We start from the raw sequence: 15,703 nt of genomic DNA on the forward strand, positions 1-15,703 counted from the left end.
ATATTGAGTGGTGGAGGTGTGGAGTGGGGTCGTAGCGTGCGGGCGTGGTCGACTTGGTGGGGCTGCCTAAGGTGCATCTGCATGTTCATCTCGAGAGCACTGTGCGGTGGGGCACGCTGCGGGAGATCGGTGCCGCTAACGGGGTGGACGTTCCCGAGGACGGTGTTTCGTTCGGGAGTTTCGCGGCGTTCTTTGCTCAGAACGACCTCGTCCGGGCCTGTTTGCGCCGTCCTGGCGACTTCCGGAGGGTCGCCTACGAGTTCTGTGAGGACGAGGCCGCGCAGGGCACCCGATATGCCGAGGTGTCGTTCACGGCGGCCGGTCACGGCGAGCGCGTTGGCGACCTCGACATGCCGCTCGCGGCCGTCCTCGAGGGTCTGGAGGCCGGACAGGAGGCGTTCGGGATCGAATGCCGCCTCATCCTTGACCACTCCCGCCGCCGCTCCGTTGAGCGCGCCTGGCGGACGCTCGACCTCGCCCGCCGCCATGACGGCGTGGTCGCGATAGGGCTCGCCGGCGACGAGTCCCATCCCGGCGACCCTTTCAACGAGGTGTTCGCCGCCGCCCACGACGCGGGGCTGCACGTCGTCCACCATGCGGGGGAGGGCGAGGGGCCGGCCAGCATCCGGCAGGCGCTCGGTGCGGGCCGCACCGAGCGGCTCGGCCACGGCATCCGGATCCTGGACGACCCGGACCTCGTGGCCGAGGTGCGAGAGCGCAAGATCCCGCTCGAAGTGTGTCCGTCATCCAACGTCGCCCTGGGCTTCGCCCCCTCCCTCGACGACCACCCTCTTCCCCGTCTCCGCGACGAGGGCCTGATGGTGACCCTCAACACCGACATTCCCGCCCTGATCGACACCCCGCTCGCCACCGAGTACGCCCGCGTCCGAGATGCCTTCGGCTACGACGACACCGTCCTTGCCGACCTCGCCCACGGCGGTGTGGACGCCTCTTTCGCCGCCGCTAAGACCAAGACCCGCCTCCACGAGGAGATCAACAGGTGGCTGGCCGCGCCTTGAGGTTCGCTGCGCGCGACCGCGGGTCTGCTCGCCGCCGCGAACGCCAGGGAGCGTGATCGGCTCGGGCGGTCAGAGCTCGGTGAGAGGGCCGGCTCGGATTTCGCGTAGGAAGGGGTCGGCGTCGCCCTGCCATTGGGTGGGGGTGCGGACCACCGGGTGTACGGGGAGGCCCAGGCGAGCTGCCGTTTCTTGGGCGGCATCGTGGGCGGCGGCATGGGTGATCTCGCCGATGACCAGGACCTCGACGTCGATGGGCTGGTCGCCCGGGACGCCGTTGTAGCGCGCCGCCCAGGCACCGAACAGGTACAGGTCGCGGACGGCCCGCAAACGGCCGAACTCCTCCGCCGCGACCGCCGCGGGGCCGAACGTCAGCATCAGCAGACGGGTGAGCGGCTCGTACAGGGGGCTGTCGGGGTTCCGGCTCACCAGGCGGCCGGCCAGAGTGCGGCGGAGGGTGAGCAGGTCCGCCCGCGCCAGCCGTTCCACCTCGCGCATCACGGACGCCAGGTCGACGCGGAGCATCACGGCGAGGTCGAGCATCGACACCTCGCGGGCCGGGCCCAGGAGCAGGCGTGCCAGCAGCTCGCCCTGGAGGTTCGAGCGGAAGATCGGGAACGGCGCGGGAGCGCGGGCTCTCACGTCCCGGAGGAACGCCCGGGTGACGTGCGCGTATCCCGCCGGGCCGCCTCCCGCGCGCCGCCCGAACTCCGCCGCCGAACCGACCATATTCGATCGCATGTTCGAATACTATGCGCCGGGTACGACGAACTCCGCTCGAATCATGAGCTGTGGATAACTCTCGACCGGCTGGGCACCGGGCGCCGCCGTCCGGTTGGGGGGAGGCGTCTGCGAGCCGCTTCGGCGCCGTGAAGATGCCGGGCATGCGGAAGGGCCCGCGGCCGGTTCTCACTGGCCGCGGGCCCTTGCGCGGGACGTCAGTCCTTGTTGAAGTTGACCGCGCCCTCGATGGGCGGCGGGCTGTCGGGGACCGTGTCCGGCTTCGGGACGCCCTTGAAGGTGAACTTGGCGGTCTCCGCCGTGCCCTCCTTGTTCTCGGGGTCGAAGCCCTCGGTGCCGACGATCACGATCTGGCCGGGCTTGAGCTCGTTGAACAGGATCTTCTCGGACAGGTTGTCCTCGATCTCCCGCTGGATCGTGCGGCGCAGCGGCCGGGCGCCGAGGACGGGGTCGTAGCCCCGCAGCGCCAGCAGGTCCTTGGCCTCCTGCCGCAGCTCGATGCCCATGTCGCGGTCCTTCAGCCGCTCGTCCACCTTGGCGATCATCAGGTCGACGATCTGGATGATCTCCGCCGGGGTGAGCTGGTGGAAGACGACCGTGTCGTCGACACGGTTGAGGAACTCGGGACGGAAGTGCTGCTTGAGCTCCTCCGACACCTTCGCCTTCATCCGCTCGTACGAGCCCTGCTCGTCGTTCTGACGGGCGAAGCCCATCGAGACGCCCTTGGAGATGTCCTTGGACCCGAGGTTGGTCGTCATGATGATGACGGTGTTCTTGAAGTCCACGACACGGCCCTGAGCGTCGGTCAGGCGGCCGTCCTCCAGGATCTGCAGCAGCGAGTTGAAGATGTCCTGGTGGGCCTTCTCGATCTCGTCGAACAGGACGACCGAGAACGGCTTGCGGCGGACCTTCTCCGTCAGCTGGCCGCCCTCCTCGTACCCGACGTAGCCGGGCGGGGAGCCGAACAGCCGCGAGACGGTGTGCTTCTCCATGAACTCGGACATGTCGAGCTGGATCAGCGCGTCCTCGTCGCCGAACAGGAACTCCGCGAGCGTCTTGGACAGCTCGGTCTTACCGACACCGGACGGGCCGGCGAAGATGAACGAGCCGCCGGGACGCTTGGGGTCCTTCAGGCCGGCGCGGGTACGCCGGATCGACTGCGAGAGCGCCTTGATGGCGTCCTCCTGGCCGATGACCCGCTTGTGGAGCTCGTCCTCCATGTTCAGGAGGCGCGTGCTCTCCTCCTCGGTCAGCTTGAAGACCGGGATGCCGGTGGCGGTGGCGAGGACCTCGGCGATCAGCTCGTCGGTGACCTCGGCGACGACGTCCATGTCGCCGGCCTTCCACTCCTTCTCCCGCTGCGCCTTCTGGCCGAGCAGCTGCTTCTCGCTGTCGCGCAGCGCGGCGGCCTTCTCGAAGTCCTGCGCGTCGATCGCGGACTCCTTGTCGCGCCGCACGTCGGCGATCTTCTCGTCGTACTCGCGCAGGTCCGGCGGAGCGGTCATCCTGCGGATGCGCATCCGCGACCCGGCCTCGTCGATCAGGTCGATCGCCTTGTCGGGCAGGAACCGGTCGCTGATGTAGCGGTCGGCGAGCTGCGCCGCCGCGACCAGCGCGCTGTCGGTGATCGACACGCGGTGGTGCGCCTCGTAGCGGTCCCGCAGGCCCTTGAGGATCTCGATCGTGTGCGACAGCGACGGCTCGGCGACCTGGATCGGCTGGAAGCGGCGCTCCAGCGCGGCGTCCTTCTCCAGGTGCTTGCGGTACTCGTCCAGCGTGGTCGCGCCGATCGTCTGCAGCTCGCCGCGGGCCAGCATCGGCTTGAGGATGCTGGCGGCGTCGATCGCGCCCTCGGCGGCGCCCGCGCCGACGAGCGTGTGCAGCTCGTCGATGAACAGGATGATGTCGCCGCGGGTGCGGATCTCCTTCAGCACCTTCTTCAGGCGCTCCTCGAAGTCACCGCGGTACCGGGAGCCGGCGACCAGCGCACCCAGGTCGAGGGTGTAGAGCTGCTTGTCCTTCAGCGTCTCGGGCACCTCGCCCTTGACGATCTTCTGCGCGAGGCCCTCGACGACGGCGGTCTTGCCGACGCCGGGCTCGCCCACCAGGACGGGGTTGTTCTTGGTGCGGCGGGACAGCACCTGCATGACCCGCTCGATCTCCTTGTCCCGGCCGATGACCGGGTCGAGCTTGCCCTCGCGTGCGGCCTGGGTCAGGTTGCGGCCGAACTGGTCGAGCACAAGGGACGTCGACGGAGCCGACTCCGAGGGACCGCCGGAGGCGGCCGGCTCCTTGCCCTGGTAACCGTGCAGCAACTGGATGACCTGCTGGCGCACACGGTTCAGGTCGGCGCCGAGCTTCACGAGGACCTGGGCGGCGACGCCCTCGCCCTCACGGATCAACCCCAGCAGGATGTGCTCGGTGCCGATGTAGTTGTGGCCCAGCTGCAGCGCCTCGCGCAGTGACAGCTCAAGGACCTTCTTGGCACGCGGAGTGAACGGGATGTGGCCCGACGGCGCCTGCTGCCCCTGGCCGATGATCTCCTCGACCTGCTGGCGAACCGCTTCAAGGCTGATCCCCAGGCTCTCCAGAGCCTTGGCAGCGACACCCTCACCCTCGTGGATCAGACCCAGGAGGATGTGCTCGGTGCCGATGTAGTTGTGGTTGAGCATCCTGGCCTCTTCCTGAGCCAGGACGACAACGCGCCGCGCGCGGTCGGTGAACCTCTCGAACATCTCGTCGCTCCTCACAGAGCGGTTGGGCAGAGTCCGGAACGTCCGGAACTGTCCTTCCGCATGCTAGCCCGCCCCGAGGAGGCCACCCGGTGCACTCCCACCAGGAGACGTTCCCCAGCTAAGCGCTGTTCAGTCTCATCCAACTACCGTGCCGGTGCGTCATGTTCCCGCTACGCCCCAAGCGAACGGGGGCTTTTCGCAGGTCGGTCAAGGCGCGGGCCGAGAGTGGCGAATGGGGGTGGTGTTCCACCCGTGCGCCCTGCGTACCGCGCGCCGCGTACCGCCAACCGCCGGGTCGCTACGCCGAAAGCGAACGGCCCGTCCCGCGAAGGGAGACGGGCCGTGTGCGGTGAACCGGGTCAGTTGGCCGCCTCGTACTGCTCGATCACATGGGCGGGGATCCGGCCGCGCTCATTGACCTTGATGCCATTGTTCTTGGCCCAGGCGCGGATCTCAGCGCTGCGCTCGCGGCTGGAGGCGCCGCGCTGCCGGCGCTTGCGGGTGGACGTTCCCGCCTTGCGCGACTTCTCAACGAACGGCTGAAGAGAATCCCGCAGCTTCGCTGCGTTGGCGCCACTCAGGTCGATCTCGTAGGAGGCGCCGTCGATCGAGAACGCTACGGTCTCGTCCGCCTCGCCACCGTCGAGGTCGTCGAGGAGAAGCACCTGAACCTTCTGTGCCATGAGGACAGACCCTTTCGGCTTGAGCAAACTACATTCGGTCGACAAAGATATACCGGGAAGTCCGCTGATGACAATTCCGACACAGCCGTTGAAGCGGCAGTCTCGTGGAAGTCCCCTTCCCAGGGTGACCGGGCGTAATCAGCCTCGCCTGTTTCTGGCACGTCGCGGCGACACGGCGGGGTCACGGCGACCGCAGCGCGTGAGTTTTTCGCCGCCCGCGGGCCGCTGTGCGGTTTTCGAGCGTGACCGGCGTCACGGCGGACGTCGCTGACCTGGGCGGGCGCTCTCGCATTGACCCCCTGTTTGCGAGCGGCCCGGCTTTCGGACCGGCCGTCCGCCCGGAGTGCCGCCGCAGTAAAAGAGCCCGTGGCCGACCTTAACAGGCCGGGCTCACCTACACCGCCGCCAACGATTAACCCTGACGTAACGGCACTAACCACACCCGGGCCCGGGAATGCGGGGAAGCCGCGGAGCCCGGCATGGGCGGTGATCACCGCCCCCACCGGCGGATGTGGATGGATAACGGCCGGCAGGCCGACATCGAAAATCTGTTGCCTCCCGCGCCGGGGCGGGAAGTCCCCGGTCGCCATCCGCCCGCCGAACCCGTCGGCAGTCCGCCATCCTGAAAACGGGAGATTGCAGCCCAATCGCGACCGCCGGCGCCAGTTCTTCCGGCCCGCGTCCGACAGCCGTACCGGGCGCGCCTCCGGACGCCCATGGCACCGGGGTTGTGGAGCTAAAGGTCCCTTCCCGGCGAGACGGGATCTCACTCGGGAGTAAGTCCGGCGCCCTATGTGGCCGGATCCACGGGCGGAACGGCAACGGCCCGGGATGCACATCTCAAAGCGGAGGGCGCGTCCGGGACGCGGCACATACCGCGCCGATTCGAGGCCGTAACCGGAGCGAGCTGGCATTCGCCGCGCGGCGGCGGGGCCGTCCGAAACAGAGCGGGCGCCCACGCGAAAGCCGTCCGGGACGGGCGAGCGCTCTCCGCCCACGGGGACCGCGGACCGAGAGCGCTCTGGATCGACACCCTAGAGTGCGCCTCAAGGGGCCTGAGAGGACCTCAGAAGGCCGGGGAATCGGGCGGCGGCCGTTTTACCACGACCGTCCCCGCGAGCCTGTCGTGGAGGGCTTGGCGGCGCGAGCCCTCGTACAGCATCCCCGCGTTCGCGATCCAGAAGATGCCCGCCAGCCCCCCGAGAACGGGAATCGGCCGCACCGCGATCGGCAGCGAATAGACCGCGGCACGCAGAACGGCGCGCGGGACCCCCAACCGGCCGCCACCGCCGGCCTCCTCAGCGGCGGCGTGTTCACCGGCGGAGGACTCTTCGGCGGAGGTGGCCACGATCACTTCTATTCCGGCGAAGCGCTTGCCGAGCGTCCGGCCCCAGAGGGCGAGCTGGATCGACTCGTACAGCAGCAAGCAGCCACCCACGGCGGGCGGAGCGACGACGTCCACCATGGGCCCGGACACCAGCGCGCGTACGACGATGACGACGGGCAGGCCGACGACGAGCGTGTCGACGATGCGCGCCAGGAGACGCTGCCCCGGCTCGGCGAGCGGTGCCGCCATCCGGCCTTATCCCGCGTACTCGTCGTACTCGTGGTACTCGTCGTATCCGGCGCGCTCGTCGATGACGATCGTGCCGGAGAAGCGGTCGTGCAGTGCCTGGTGCAAGGGCTGGTCCCAGATCGCCCAGAGGTAGGCCATCAGGGCACCCGCCCAGACGAGGACCATCCCGTACGCGGCGTAATCCCACACCATCACCGCCAGGACGAGGAAGAAGAAGACGCCGATCTGGTAGGCGATGTGGGTGATTCCAGCGCGCCATATGGCCTGCGTCGTGGTCAGCGGCTCGCCCGCAGGACGCGCTTGGACGATGCCAAGGCCCATGACGCGCTTGCCGAGCGTCCGTCCCGACATCGCCAACTGGACGGCCTCATAGAGGAACGGCAGTACCGACAGGACGGCGAAGAGGGTGAAGATGATGGGCCAGTTCCACACACCCCCCTCGTCCTCGGTCTGGCTGCCCGGCTTGCCTAGGCCGAACGCACCGATCGTCACCGGGAGGACGAGCGCGAAGCCGAACACCGCGACGAGCGCGTTGTCCATGAGCCGGGCGGCCGCCCTGCGCGCGATCGGGGCGAGGCTCACTTCGCCGCTGTGGTGGCCGCCGTAGGAGCCGGCGTACTGGTCGTAGGGCGCCTCGTACGTCTCGTTGTACGCCGGCTGGTTCCCCCACTGCTGCTGGGGCGACTGCCACTGCTGCTGGGGTTGCTGCCCTTGGGGAGCTTGATACGGGGGCGGTGGGCCGTAGGAACCCTGGCCCTGCGGCTGCTGGTGGCGCCGCCGCCCGCGGTAGGGGGAATCGCTCATTGGGTCAGTCCTCCAGGCGAAGCAACATCCGGGTATTGCCCAACGTATTGGGCTTGACCCGATCGAGGTTCAAGAACTCTGCCACGCCTTCGTCGTAAGAGCCGAGAAGCTCCTCGTACACCTCTGGCGCCACTGGAGTCCCGAGGATCTGCTGGAAGCCGTGACGTGAGAAGAACTCCACTTCGAAGGTAAGGCAGAACACCCTCCGCACGCCGAGTTCCCGCGCGGTCTCCAGGAGGCGCGCGACGATGCGGTGCCCGATTCCGCGTCCGCCGTACCCCTTCTCGACGGCGACCGAGCGGACCTCGGCGAGGTCCTCCCACATCACGTGCAGGGCGCCGCAGCCGATGACGCCGTGCTGGACGTCCTCGGCGACCCAGAACTCCTGGACGTCCTCGTACAGCTTCACCGTGGTCTTCTTCAGCATGCGTCGCCCCGACCCGGCGTACAGATCGACCAGCCTGCGGATCACTTCAACGTCGGCGGTACGGGCACGCCGGATCACGACCTCCACAAACAGGCGAGATTATCGAACGCGCCCCCTTGCTCCCGCTAGGCGGCCCTCCTGCAAGGCCACCCCTTCGCGCAGGTGACTAGATAAAAGCGACTAGATAGACCCATGGTTCCGGGAAAAGTGAGCCAGAACACAGCGAAGCGCGGGCGCAGAAGCGAAACTCAAGCGCGACCTGCGTCTTCGCATGTTCTGGTTGGCATCCAATGCGGGGTCCGTTAGTGTCCTGCGCTGACGTCGGCCAACCGCAGGACGGAGGCCGAACCGCCGAGTCCCCGGGCCGCAACCAGCGCCCCGGAGGAGCCGGGGACCCACATTGGAGCGTTCGGGGGGTCGCCACTCGTCCGGCACCGTGAGGGATGAATGCGCGGCGGTGCGGAGCCGATCCGCGCGTACCGCGGACGGTCCGCTCCTAGCCCCGACCCGTCAGCCCACCCGGTAGGCGGACGAGGAGAGGAGAACCCGTGGAGCCATCGCGCCCTGCTCCCTTTACAGGATCCGCGCGTTTTGCAGGATCCGCGCGTTCACGCTTCCCGCACTCACCCCTGGGCGCCCGCACGACCCGCCCCCGCGGCCGAGCCCGACTCCGCGCCAGGGCCGCGACCGTCGCCGGCGCGCTCGTCGCCGTCTCCGTCGCGCCGCACACCATGCCCGTGGCCCACGCCGACCCCGAGCCGTCCACGAAGGAACTCCGGTCCAAGGCCCTCAAGCTCGCCGACGAGCTGGAGAAGCTCACCGAGCAGTACAACGGCATGAAGGTGAAGCTCGCCCAGTCCCAGCGCGCCGCCAAGGTCGCCGCCGACAACGCCGAGCGGCAGGAGAAGTCGCTCAGGAGCGTCCGCGAGAAGGTCAGCACCCTGGCCGCCAACAGCTATATGCAGGGCGGCACCGACCCCACGGTGTCGTTCGTCGCGTCCCAGAACCCGCAGTCCGTCCTGGACCAGGCCGCCACCCTCAACTACTTCGCCAAGCAGGACAGCACGAAGGTTCTCGCCCTCATGCAGGCCATGCAGGCCGCCGAACGCTCCCGCAAGTCCGCCGAGTCGCGCGCCACGCAGGTCAAGCAGCTGCGGTCACAGCTCGACGCGCAGCGCAAGAAGGTCGGCGAGACCTACGAGAAGGTCCGCGGCAAGCTCGTCAAGAGGGACCCCACCCAGCTCGCCAAGCTCCCCGTCGTCGGCACCGGCAAGGCCGCACAGGCGCTGCGGGCGGCGATGTCCAAGATCGGGCGCCCGTACGTGTGGGGCGCCGCAGGCCCGAGCAGCTTCGACTGTTCAGGCCTCACGATGTGGGCCTACAAGCAGGTCGGCATCAACCTGCCGCACTACACCGGCAGCCAGTGGAACGCCGGCACCCACGTGTCGCGGAGCCAACTCCAGCCTGGCGACCTCGTGTTCTTCTACTCCGACCTCCACCACATGGGCATGTACGTCGGCGACGACAAGATGCTCCACGCCCCGCGAACCGGCGACGTAGTGAGAATCGCCCCAATGGCCGGACGCCCCTTCGCAGGCGGCGTCCGAGTAGCCTGACCCGCCTCAGAAGGCAGAGGCTCCGACGTCAAATCACCGCTCCCAGCTTCATCTACCGCCATCAAGCCCTTGCCCACACCAGCCATCACCACAACACCCACTGCGAGCGCGCCCGAAGCCAGGCAGCGAGCAAGGCCAAACAAAATCCCCAGCGAGAACCAGGCCGAGCCGGAGCGACACAACACCCCAACCCCGCCAAGACAAAATCTTCTAGGCGCGCACCCGCCAGCACCCACGAACGCACCGACCCCAGCCACCACACCAACCCCGCAACAACCCAAACCACTGCGATCGCGTCCGAAGGCAGGTTGCGAGCGAAGCGAGAAACCTGATCGCGAAGCGAGCCGCAAGGCGAGTTCGGAGCGATGCAGCGATCGCACCGCAGTTCCCGTTGCAGGAGGGCCCCTGGGCCCGACGCCAAGGGAGCTGCAAGCAAGCACAGCAGCGATCGCACCGCGGTTCCCGTTGCAGGAGGGCCCCTGGGCCCGACGCCAAGGGAACTACAAACAAACACCGTCCGCGGCGGCACCGCCTACAGGGACCTACCTGTCAGGCTTTCGGCGCCGCCGCTGCGGGGTCGGACGGAGTTCTCATGAGTTCGCCACCTGGATTACTGGTGACGCTCGCCGTCCCCGGGCGAGCGTCGGGGGGTGTTACCGCTAGATGAGCTGCCTTCGGGCCGCCCACACCACGGCCTCGATAGGGGTGTTGACCTCCAGCCGGTCGCAGATCGTCCGCAACCGGCGACGCAAGGTCCGCGCGCTCAGCTCCAGCTTGCGTGCCGCCACATCGGCGGTGACACCGCTCGCGATCTGGGCGAGCAGCCGGATCTCCTCCTCGCTCAGCCCGAAATCGTCGGTGCCACGACGTGCGAGTGTGGCTGTTTCCACTCCGTCCTCCCTCGTCCGTGGTGATGACCGCGGGGATGCAGCCGTCCGCTGCACAGGCACGGGTCGGGCCTCTGTACGCGCGTTGGGTTGCCGGGTCCGGAGCCCTTCCGGACTAGATCATCGGGTTCCTTTTCTGTCTCGCGTGCTTGGCCGGAGGTGGCCGCCTGGCCGATTGGGGGGTCGTTCGGGGGAACTCCGGGTGACGATTCACTCGTTGGCCGGCCGAAGGAGACGGGAAAAGATCGCCAGCCATCCGCACCCGCCCCTTCTCGTCGGACTCGCCAGATCCTGTCTTGAACAAGATCGTGAATCGTTTCAAGCTACGCTTCGGCTCGGAACGCTAGGCGGCCGGATCCGGCCCGTCAAGCGCTGGTTCGGTGCAATGTGTGTGCGGAATATTCCGATGCGTGACCGGCGATTCGCCGGCACGCTGTGCAAAACGCCACTACCAGGGGAAACACTCCCGGAGCGGGACGAGGAGCGAGTTGCCACAGACCAGTATTCGTGAGGTCGCGAGGCGTGCTGGAGTCTCAGTTGGGACCGTTTCGAATGTCCTAAACCGGCCAGACCTCGTGGCCGAAGCCACCCGTGACCGTGTCCGAGCAGCGATCGAGGAGCTCGGATTCGTCCGAAACGAGTCCGCGCGGCGGCTCCGCCGGGGCCCGGAACGCACCGCGGGCGAGTTCGGCGACCAGCCGCGCCGTGCGTTCGGCGTCGTCGTCGAGGACCTCACCAACCCGTACGCGACCGGCGTCGTCCGGGGGGCGGAGGCGGCGCTCAACGCGGCCGGCCACGACGCCCTCTGGCTCTCCAGCGACTACTCCGCCGCCAAGGAGAGGCGCTCGCTGGAACTCCTGGAAGACCAGCGCGCGGCCGGCGTCCTGATCATCCCGGTCAAGCTTTCCTCCCGCGACGTCTCCCGGCTCCGCGCGGCAGGGATGAGCGTCGTGCTGATCGACCGGGACGCGTCCGACGGCTGCTCCGCCCAGGTCGACCACGTCGCGGGCGGGGAGATCGCCGCCGCGTACCTGCTCGGCATCGGCCGCGAGCGGATCGCCTTCGTCACCGGGGTTCCGGAGCCGGAGCCCTGCGTCGAACGCCGCGACGGCGCCGCCCGCACGATCGTGGAGGCCGGTTTCGGAAAGCCCGTAACCCTCGTCCAAGAGGCGATGAGCCCCGGCGAGGGGCAGGCCGCGGCACACCAGATCCTGAAGATGACACCGCGGCCCGACGGCGTGTTCTGCGCCAACGACCTGCTGGCCATCGGCCTGATCAACGAACTCACCCGGCTTGGCGTCGGCGTCCCCGGCGACATCGCCGTGATCGGCTACGACGACATCGAGCTCGCCGCGAGCGCCGCCGTCCCGCTGACCACCATCCGGCAGCCCCGCCGCGAACTCGGCTGGGAGGCCGCCGAACTCGCCATGGCCGAGATAGGCGAGGGCAAGTCACACCAGCACCGCCAGGTGGTGCTGCGACCCGATCTCGTGATCCGAGAAAGCGCTTAGCGGAGCGCCCGGCGAGCGCGCTCCACCGGGGCGCTCCCGTGCCGTCCGCGCTCCGCCAAGAGTCCTCAGCGACCCGCGCGGGCGGTCACTGTTCGGGCTTGACCAGCGGGAACAGGATCGTCTCGCGGATGCCCTTGCCGGTGAACGCCATGATCATGCGGTCGATGCCGGCGCCCATCCCGCCCGTCGGCGGCATCGCGTACTCCAGGGCGCGCAGGAAGTCCTCGTCCAGTTGCATGGCCTCGGGATCGCCGCCCGCGGCGAGCAGTGACTGCTCGGTCAGACGCCGGCGCTGCTCGATCGGGTCGACCAGCTCGGAGTAGGCGGTGCCCAGCTCCGCCCCGAAACCGATGAGGTCCCACTTCTCGGTGAGCAGCGGCTCCTCGCGGTGCTGGCGGGTCAGCGGGGACGTCTCGACCGGGTAGTCCATGACGAACGTGGGCTGGACGAGGGTGTGCTCGATCAGCTCCTCGAACAGCTCCTGGACGAGCTTGCCCTGCCCCCACTTGGAGTCCCAGGAGACGCCCCGGGCGTCCGCGAGTTTACGGACGTCCTCAATGGGCGTGTGCGGGGTGATCTCCTCGCCGAGCGCCTGCGACACCGACCCGTACAGCGTGATCCGCGGCCACTCCGCCAGGCCGAGGTCGATCTCGACGCCGTCATGGACGACCACGGTGGTGCCGAGCGCGGCGATGACCGCCCTCTGGTACATCCGCTGGGTCAGGTCGGCCATGTCGTTGTAGTCGAGGTACGTCCCGTAGGCCTCCACCATCGTGAACTCGGGGTTGTGCGTGGAGTCCGCGCCCTCGTTCCGGAAGTTCCGGTTGACCTCGAAGACCTTGTCGATGCCGCCGACGACCAGCCGCTTCAGGTACAGCTCGATCGCGATGCGCAGGTAGAGGTCCATGCCGTAGGCGTTGATGTGCGTCTTGAACGGACGCGCCGCCGCGCCGCCGTGGATGGGCTGCAGCATCGGCGTCTCGACCTCGAGGTAGCCCTCGTCGTGCCAGAAGTCCCTGACCGCGCGGACGGTGGCGCTGCGGATCCGCGCCATCTCGCGGGCCTCGTCGTTGACGATGAGGTCGACGTACCGCTGGCGGACCCGCGCCTCCGGGTCGGTCAGCCCCGCGTGCTTCTCCGGCAGCGGGCGCAGGCACTTCGACGTGATCGCGAACCGGTCGGCCATGATCGACAGCTCGCCGCGGCGGGACGTGATGACCTCGCCGTCGACGCCCACGTGGTCGCCGAGGTCGACCTCCCGCTTCCAGAAGTCGAGCTGCTCCTGCCCGACCTTGGCCAGCGAGAGCATGATCTGGATCTCGCCGCCGCCGTCCCGGACGGTCGCGAAGCACAGCTTCCCGGTGTTGCGGACCAGCATGACGCGTCCGGCGACGCCGACCTTCTCGCCCGTCTCGGTGCCCGGCTCCAAATCCGGGTGTTTCTCGCGGATCTCAGCGATCGTCGCCGTCCGCGGAAAGGTCACCGGGTAGGGATCGATTCCGCTCTCGCGGAGCCGGTCGAGCTTCTCCCGGCGCACGCGCATCTGCTCCGGGAGCTCGTCGAAGATCTCGTCAGTCACGTCCCCCAGCCTATTGCGATCGCCGCAGCGCTCCGACTCGCCTGGAGGCTCGCTGCGCGATCGGTTTCTCGCGGGCTCGAATCCGGCTTCGCCCGCGATCGCAACGCCCGAGGTCACCATGTGGCCGAGGCGTCGGCCGGTGCGGTCGTGCGTGCTCGGGCTATGGGGTGTTGCGCTCGTAGATGAGGCGGAGGCCGATCAGGGTGAGCCACGGCTCGAACACGTCGATGCTGCGGGACTCCTCCAGGACGAGGGGCGCCAGGCCGCCGGTGGCGATGATCGTGATCTCGTCGGGGTCCTCGGAGAGCTCCTCGGACATGCGCTCGACGATTCCGTCCACCTGCCCCGCGAACCCGAAGATGATCCCGGACTGGAGCGCCTCGACGGTGTTCTTGGCGACCACGCTGCGCGGCCTGACCAGCTCGATCTTGTGCAGCTGGGCGCCGCGCGAGGACAGCGCGTCTATCGAGATCTCGATGCCCGGCGCGATCGCGCCGCCCACGTACTCGCCCTTGGCGGACACGGCGTCGAAGGTGGTGGCGGTGCCGAAGTCGACGACGATCGCCGGGCCGCCGTGGGTGTGGACGGCGGCCAGCGCGTTCACGATGCGGTCGGCGCCGACCTCCTTCGGGTTGTCCATCCGGACGGGAACCCCGGTCTTGACGCCCGGTTCCACGATCACCGCGGGCACGTCGCCGTAGTAGCGGCGGCACATCTCCCGCATCTCGTGCAGGACGGACGGGACCGTGGAGCACAGCGCGATACCGCTGATGTCGGTCTCGGCCAGCAGCGGGCTCTGCTGGACGAGGCCCTGCAGAACCACCGCGATCTCGTCGGCGGTCCGCCGCGGATCGGTGTTGATCCTCCAGTGCTCGATCACCTCCTCGCCCTCGAAAAGGCCGAGGACGGTCTGGGTGTTACCGACGTCAATGGTGAGCAGCATCAGGTCCCCGCTGGTCAGGTGAAGTCAAGGCCGATGTCGAAGACACGCGCCGAGTGCGTCAGCGCACCGACGGCAAGGTAGTCCACCCCGGTCACAGCGACGTCTCGAGCCCGCTCCAGGGTAAGGCCCCCGCTGGCTTCAAGCTCCGCCCGCCCCTTAACGAGCGACACCGCCTCCGCCATCTGGGCGTCGGTCATGTTGTCGAGCAGGATGCTAGTGGCGCCGACCGCGACGGCTTCCTCGACCTGTGCGAGGGTGTCGCACTCCACCTGGACGTGCAGGGACGGGTACACGGCGCGGATCGCCTCGTACGCCTTGGCGATGCTTCCGGCCGCCGCGACGTGGTTGTCCTTGATGAGCGCGGCGTCGTACAGGCCCATCCTGTGGTTGACGCCTCCGCCGCAGTGCACGGCGTACTTCTGCAGGGCGCGTAGGCCGGGGAGGGTCTTACGCGTGTCACGGACCTTGGCCTTCGTGCCGGACATGGCGTCCGCCCACATCCGGGTGGCCGTCGCGATCCCGGACAGGTGAGTGAGCAGGTTCAGGGCCGTCCGTTCCGCACGCAGGACGGCCCGGGTCCGCCCGCCGACCTCGATGAGGACCTGCCCTGGGTGCACGCGTTCCCCGTCGTCGACCCTGGCCGTGTACGCCACGTCCAGGGCGTCGAAGACGGCGCAGGCCACCGGGATCCCCGCGACGACGCCCTCGTCGCGTGCGGTCAGATACCCGGTCGAGGTCTCCTCCGGTGCGAAGATCGGCATGCTGGTGACGTCGACCTCGCCGTCCTCGGCCAGTGCCGCGTGGACGAGGTTATCCACAGCCTGTGGATCGAGCCCGGCGGCGCGTAGCGTCTGCGACAGTTCAGGGGTCATGAACGGTTTCCTTCCAGAGGTTCGTAGCTGGTCGTCAGGACGTTCCCCGCCAGCCGCGTCACAAGATGACCACGCCACGCGCCGTCCGCGCGCTCGGGGAAGTCCTCACGCCAGTGACTCCCGCGCGTCTCCTCCCGCCGCCGCGCCGCCGCCACGATCGCGGACGCGACGGTGTGCAGGTTGGTGGCCTCCCAAGCCTCCACGCCCGGCTCCACCCCGCCCCGCGGCAGGGAGGCCAGCTCACGCCCAGCGACCTCCAACCCTGCCGCCCCACGCAACACACCCGCGTAGGCCGTCATGATCCGCTGAACCT

Annotated in this window: 13 protein-coding genes and 1 pseudogene; 3 read left to right on the plus strand and 11 right to left on the minus strand. The window is 68.5% G+C overall.

The window, feature by feature from the left end; genetic code table 11:
• Positions 1-71 precede the first annotated feature (71 nt).
• Positions 72-1,019: an adenosine deaminase gene (gene add / locus E1281_RS25415; RefSeq protein ID WP_279433650.1), complete on the plus strand. Its 948-nt coding sequence runs from the start codon at positions 72-74 to the stop codon at positions 1,017-1,019.
• A gap of 69 nt (positions 1,020-1,088) precedes the next feature.
• On the opposite strand, the gene E1281_RS25420 is transcribed toward add, so the two are convergent.
• The 6 genes from E1281_RS25420 to E1281_RS25445 form a co-directional block, all read right to left on the minus strand.
• Entirely contained in the window at positions 1,089-1,757 is a 669-nt protein-coding gene (locus tag E1281_RS25420) for an ArsR family transcriptional regulator (protein WP_131882187.1), read from the minus strand.
• A gap of 197 nt (positions 1,758-1,954) precedes the next feature.
• The gene (locus E1281_RS25425) at positions 1,955-4,492 is read right to left on the minus strand and encodes an ATP-dependent Clp protease ATP-binding subunit (protein WP_131882188.1); all 2,538 of its coding nucleotides are present in this window, start codon (positions 4,490-4,492) and stop codon (positions 1,955-1,957) included.
• Positions 4,493-4,851: 359 nt separating this feature from the next.
• Positions 4,852-5,175 (minus strand): Lsr2 family protein, encoded by a 324-nt coding sequence (locus E1281_RS25430; protein WP_131882189.1) that lies wholly within the window; start codon positions 5,173-5,175, stop codon positions 4,852-4,854.
• A 1,066-nt stretch (positions 5,176-6,241) separates the two neighbouring features.
• The gene (locus E1281_RS25435; protein WP_131882190.1) at positions 6,242-6,751 is read right to left on the minus strand and encodes an RDD family protein; all 510 of its coding nucleotides are present in this window, start codon (positions 6,749-6,751) and stop codon (positions 6,242-6,244) included.
• Between the two features lie 6 nt (positions 6,752-6,757).
• On the minus strand, positions 6,758-7,555 hold the full coding sequence (locus E1281_RS25440) for an RDD family protein (RefSeq protein ID WP_131882191.1): 798 nt from the start codon (positions 7,553-7,555) through the stop codon (positions 6,758-6,760).
• Positions 7,556-7,559: 4 nt separating this feature from the next.
• Complete coding sequence (locus E1281_RS25445) at positions 7,560-8,075, minus strand: amino-acid N-acetyltransferase (protein WP_131882192.1); 516 nt, start codon at positions 8,073-8,075, stop codon at positions 7,560-7,562.
• 638 nt (positions 8,076-8,713) lie between these two features.
• Between E1281_RS25445 and E1281_RS25450 the strand changes: the two genes are divergently transcribed.
• Complete coding sequence (locus E1281_RS25450; protein WP_131882193.1) at positions 8,714-9,598, plus strand: NlpC/P60 family protein; 885 nt, start codon at positions 8,714-8,716, stop codon at positions 9,596-9,598.
• A 659-nt stretch (positions 9,599-10,257) separates the two neighbouring features.
• On the opposite strand, the gene E1281_RS25455 is transcribed toward E1281_RS25450, so the two are convergent.
• Positions 10,258-10,488, minus strand: a complete 231-nt coding sequence (locus E1281_RS25455; protein WP_021591725.1) for a LuxR C-terminal-related transcriptional regulator — start codon at positions 10,486-10,488, stop codon at positions 10,258-10,260.
• Between the two features lie 407 nt (positions 10,489-10,895).
• Between E1281_RS25455 and E1281_RS25460 the strand changes: the two genes are divergently transcribed.
• Complete coding sequence (locus tag E1281_RS25460; protein WP_243717392.1) at positions 10,896-11,996, plus strand: LacI family DNA-binding transcriptional regulator; 1,101 nt, start codon at positions 10,896-10,898, stop codon at positions 11,994-11,996.
• Between the two features lie 85 nt (positions 11,997-12,081).
• Here E1281_RS25460 and lysX read toward each other — a convergent pair whose 3' ends face one another.
• From lysX to E1281_RS25480, 4 genes and pseudogenes are all read right to left on the minus strand, one after another.
• Positions 12,082-13,575 carry a bifunctional lysylphosphatidylglycerol synthetase/lysine--tRNA ligase LysX gene (gene lysX / locus E1281_RS25465; protein WP_131882194.1) on the minus strand — a complete coding sequence of 498 codons (1,494 nt, stop codon included), beginning with the start codon at positions 13,573-13,575 and terminating at the stop codon, positions 12,082-12,084.
• Between the two features lie 160 nt (positions 13,576-13,735).
• Positions 13,736-14,518 carry a type III pantothenate kinase gene (locus tag E1281_RS25470; RefSeq protein WP_131882195.1) on the minus strand — a complete coding sequence of 261 codons (783 nt, stop codon included), beginning with the start codon at positions 14,516-14,518 and terminating at the stop codon, positions 13,736-13,738.
• A 14-nt stretch (positions 14,519-14,532) separates the two neighbouring features.
• The gene (nadC, locus tag E1281_RS25475) at positions 14,533-15,390 is read right to left on the minus strand and encodes a carboxylating nicotinate-nucleotide diphosphorylase (protein WP_131882196.1); all 858 of its coding nucleotides are present in this window, start codon (positions 15,388-15,390) and stop codon (positions 14,533-14,535) included.
• Positions 15,387-15,703: pseudogene (locus E1281_RS25480) on the minus strand (L-aspartate oxidase); the annotation flags it as partial. The pseudogene E1281_RS25480 and the gene nadC, both read right to left, overlap by 4 nt.

Origin of the sequence: Actinomadura sp. KC345 (assembly GCF_004348515.1) — a bacterium.
Lineage (GTDB): Bacteria > Actinomycetota > Actinomycetes > Streptosporangiales > Streptosporangiaceae > Spirillospora.

What these genes read in the sequence shown, in the direction of transcription:
- E1281_RS25420 (WP_131882187.1), bottom strand. Translation starts at nt 1,757, where the DNA reads ATGCGATCGAATATGGTCGGTTCGGCGGCGGAGTTCGGGCGGCGCGCG.
- E1281_RS25425 (WP_131882188.1), bottom strand. Translation starts at nt 4,492, where the DNA reads ATGTTCGAGAGGTTCACCGACCGCGCGCGGCGCGTTGTCGTCCTGGCT.
- E1281_RS25430 (WP_131882189.1), bottom strand. Translation starts at nt 5,175, where the DNA reads ATGGCACAGAAGGTTCAGGTGCTTCTCCTCGACGACCTCGACGGTGGC.
- E1281_RS25435 (WP_131882190.1), bottom strand. Translation starts at nt 6,751, where the DNA reads ATGGCGGCACCGCTCGCCGAGCCGGGGCAGCGTCTCCTGGCGCGCATC.
- E1281_RS25440 (WP_131882191.1), bottom strand. Translation starts at nt 7,555, where the DNA reads ATGAGCGATTCCCCCTACCGCGGGCGGCGGCGCCACCAGCAGCCGCAG.
- E1281_RS25450 (WP_131882193.1), top strand. Translation starts at nt 8,714, where the DNA reads ATGCCCGTGGCCCACGCCGACCCCGAGCCGTCCACGAAGGAACTCCGG.
- E1281_RS25470 (WP_131882195.1), bottom strand. Translation starts at nt 14,518, where the DNA reads ATGCTGCTCACCATTGACGTCGGTAACACCCAGACCGTCCTCGGCCTT.
- nadC (WP_131882196.1), bottom strand. Translation starts at nt 15,390, where the DNA reads ATGACCCCTGAACTGTCGCAGACGCTACGCGCCGCCGGGCTCGATCCA.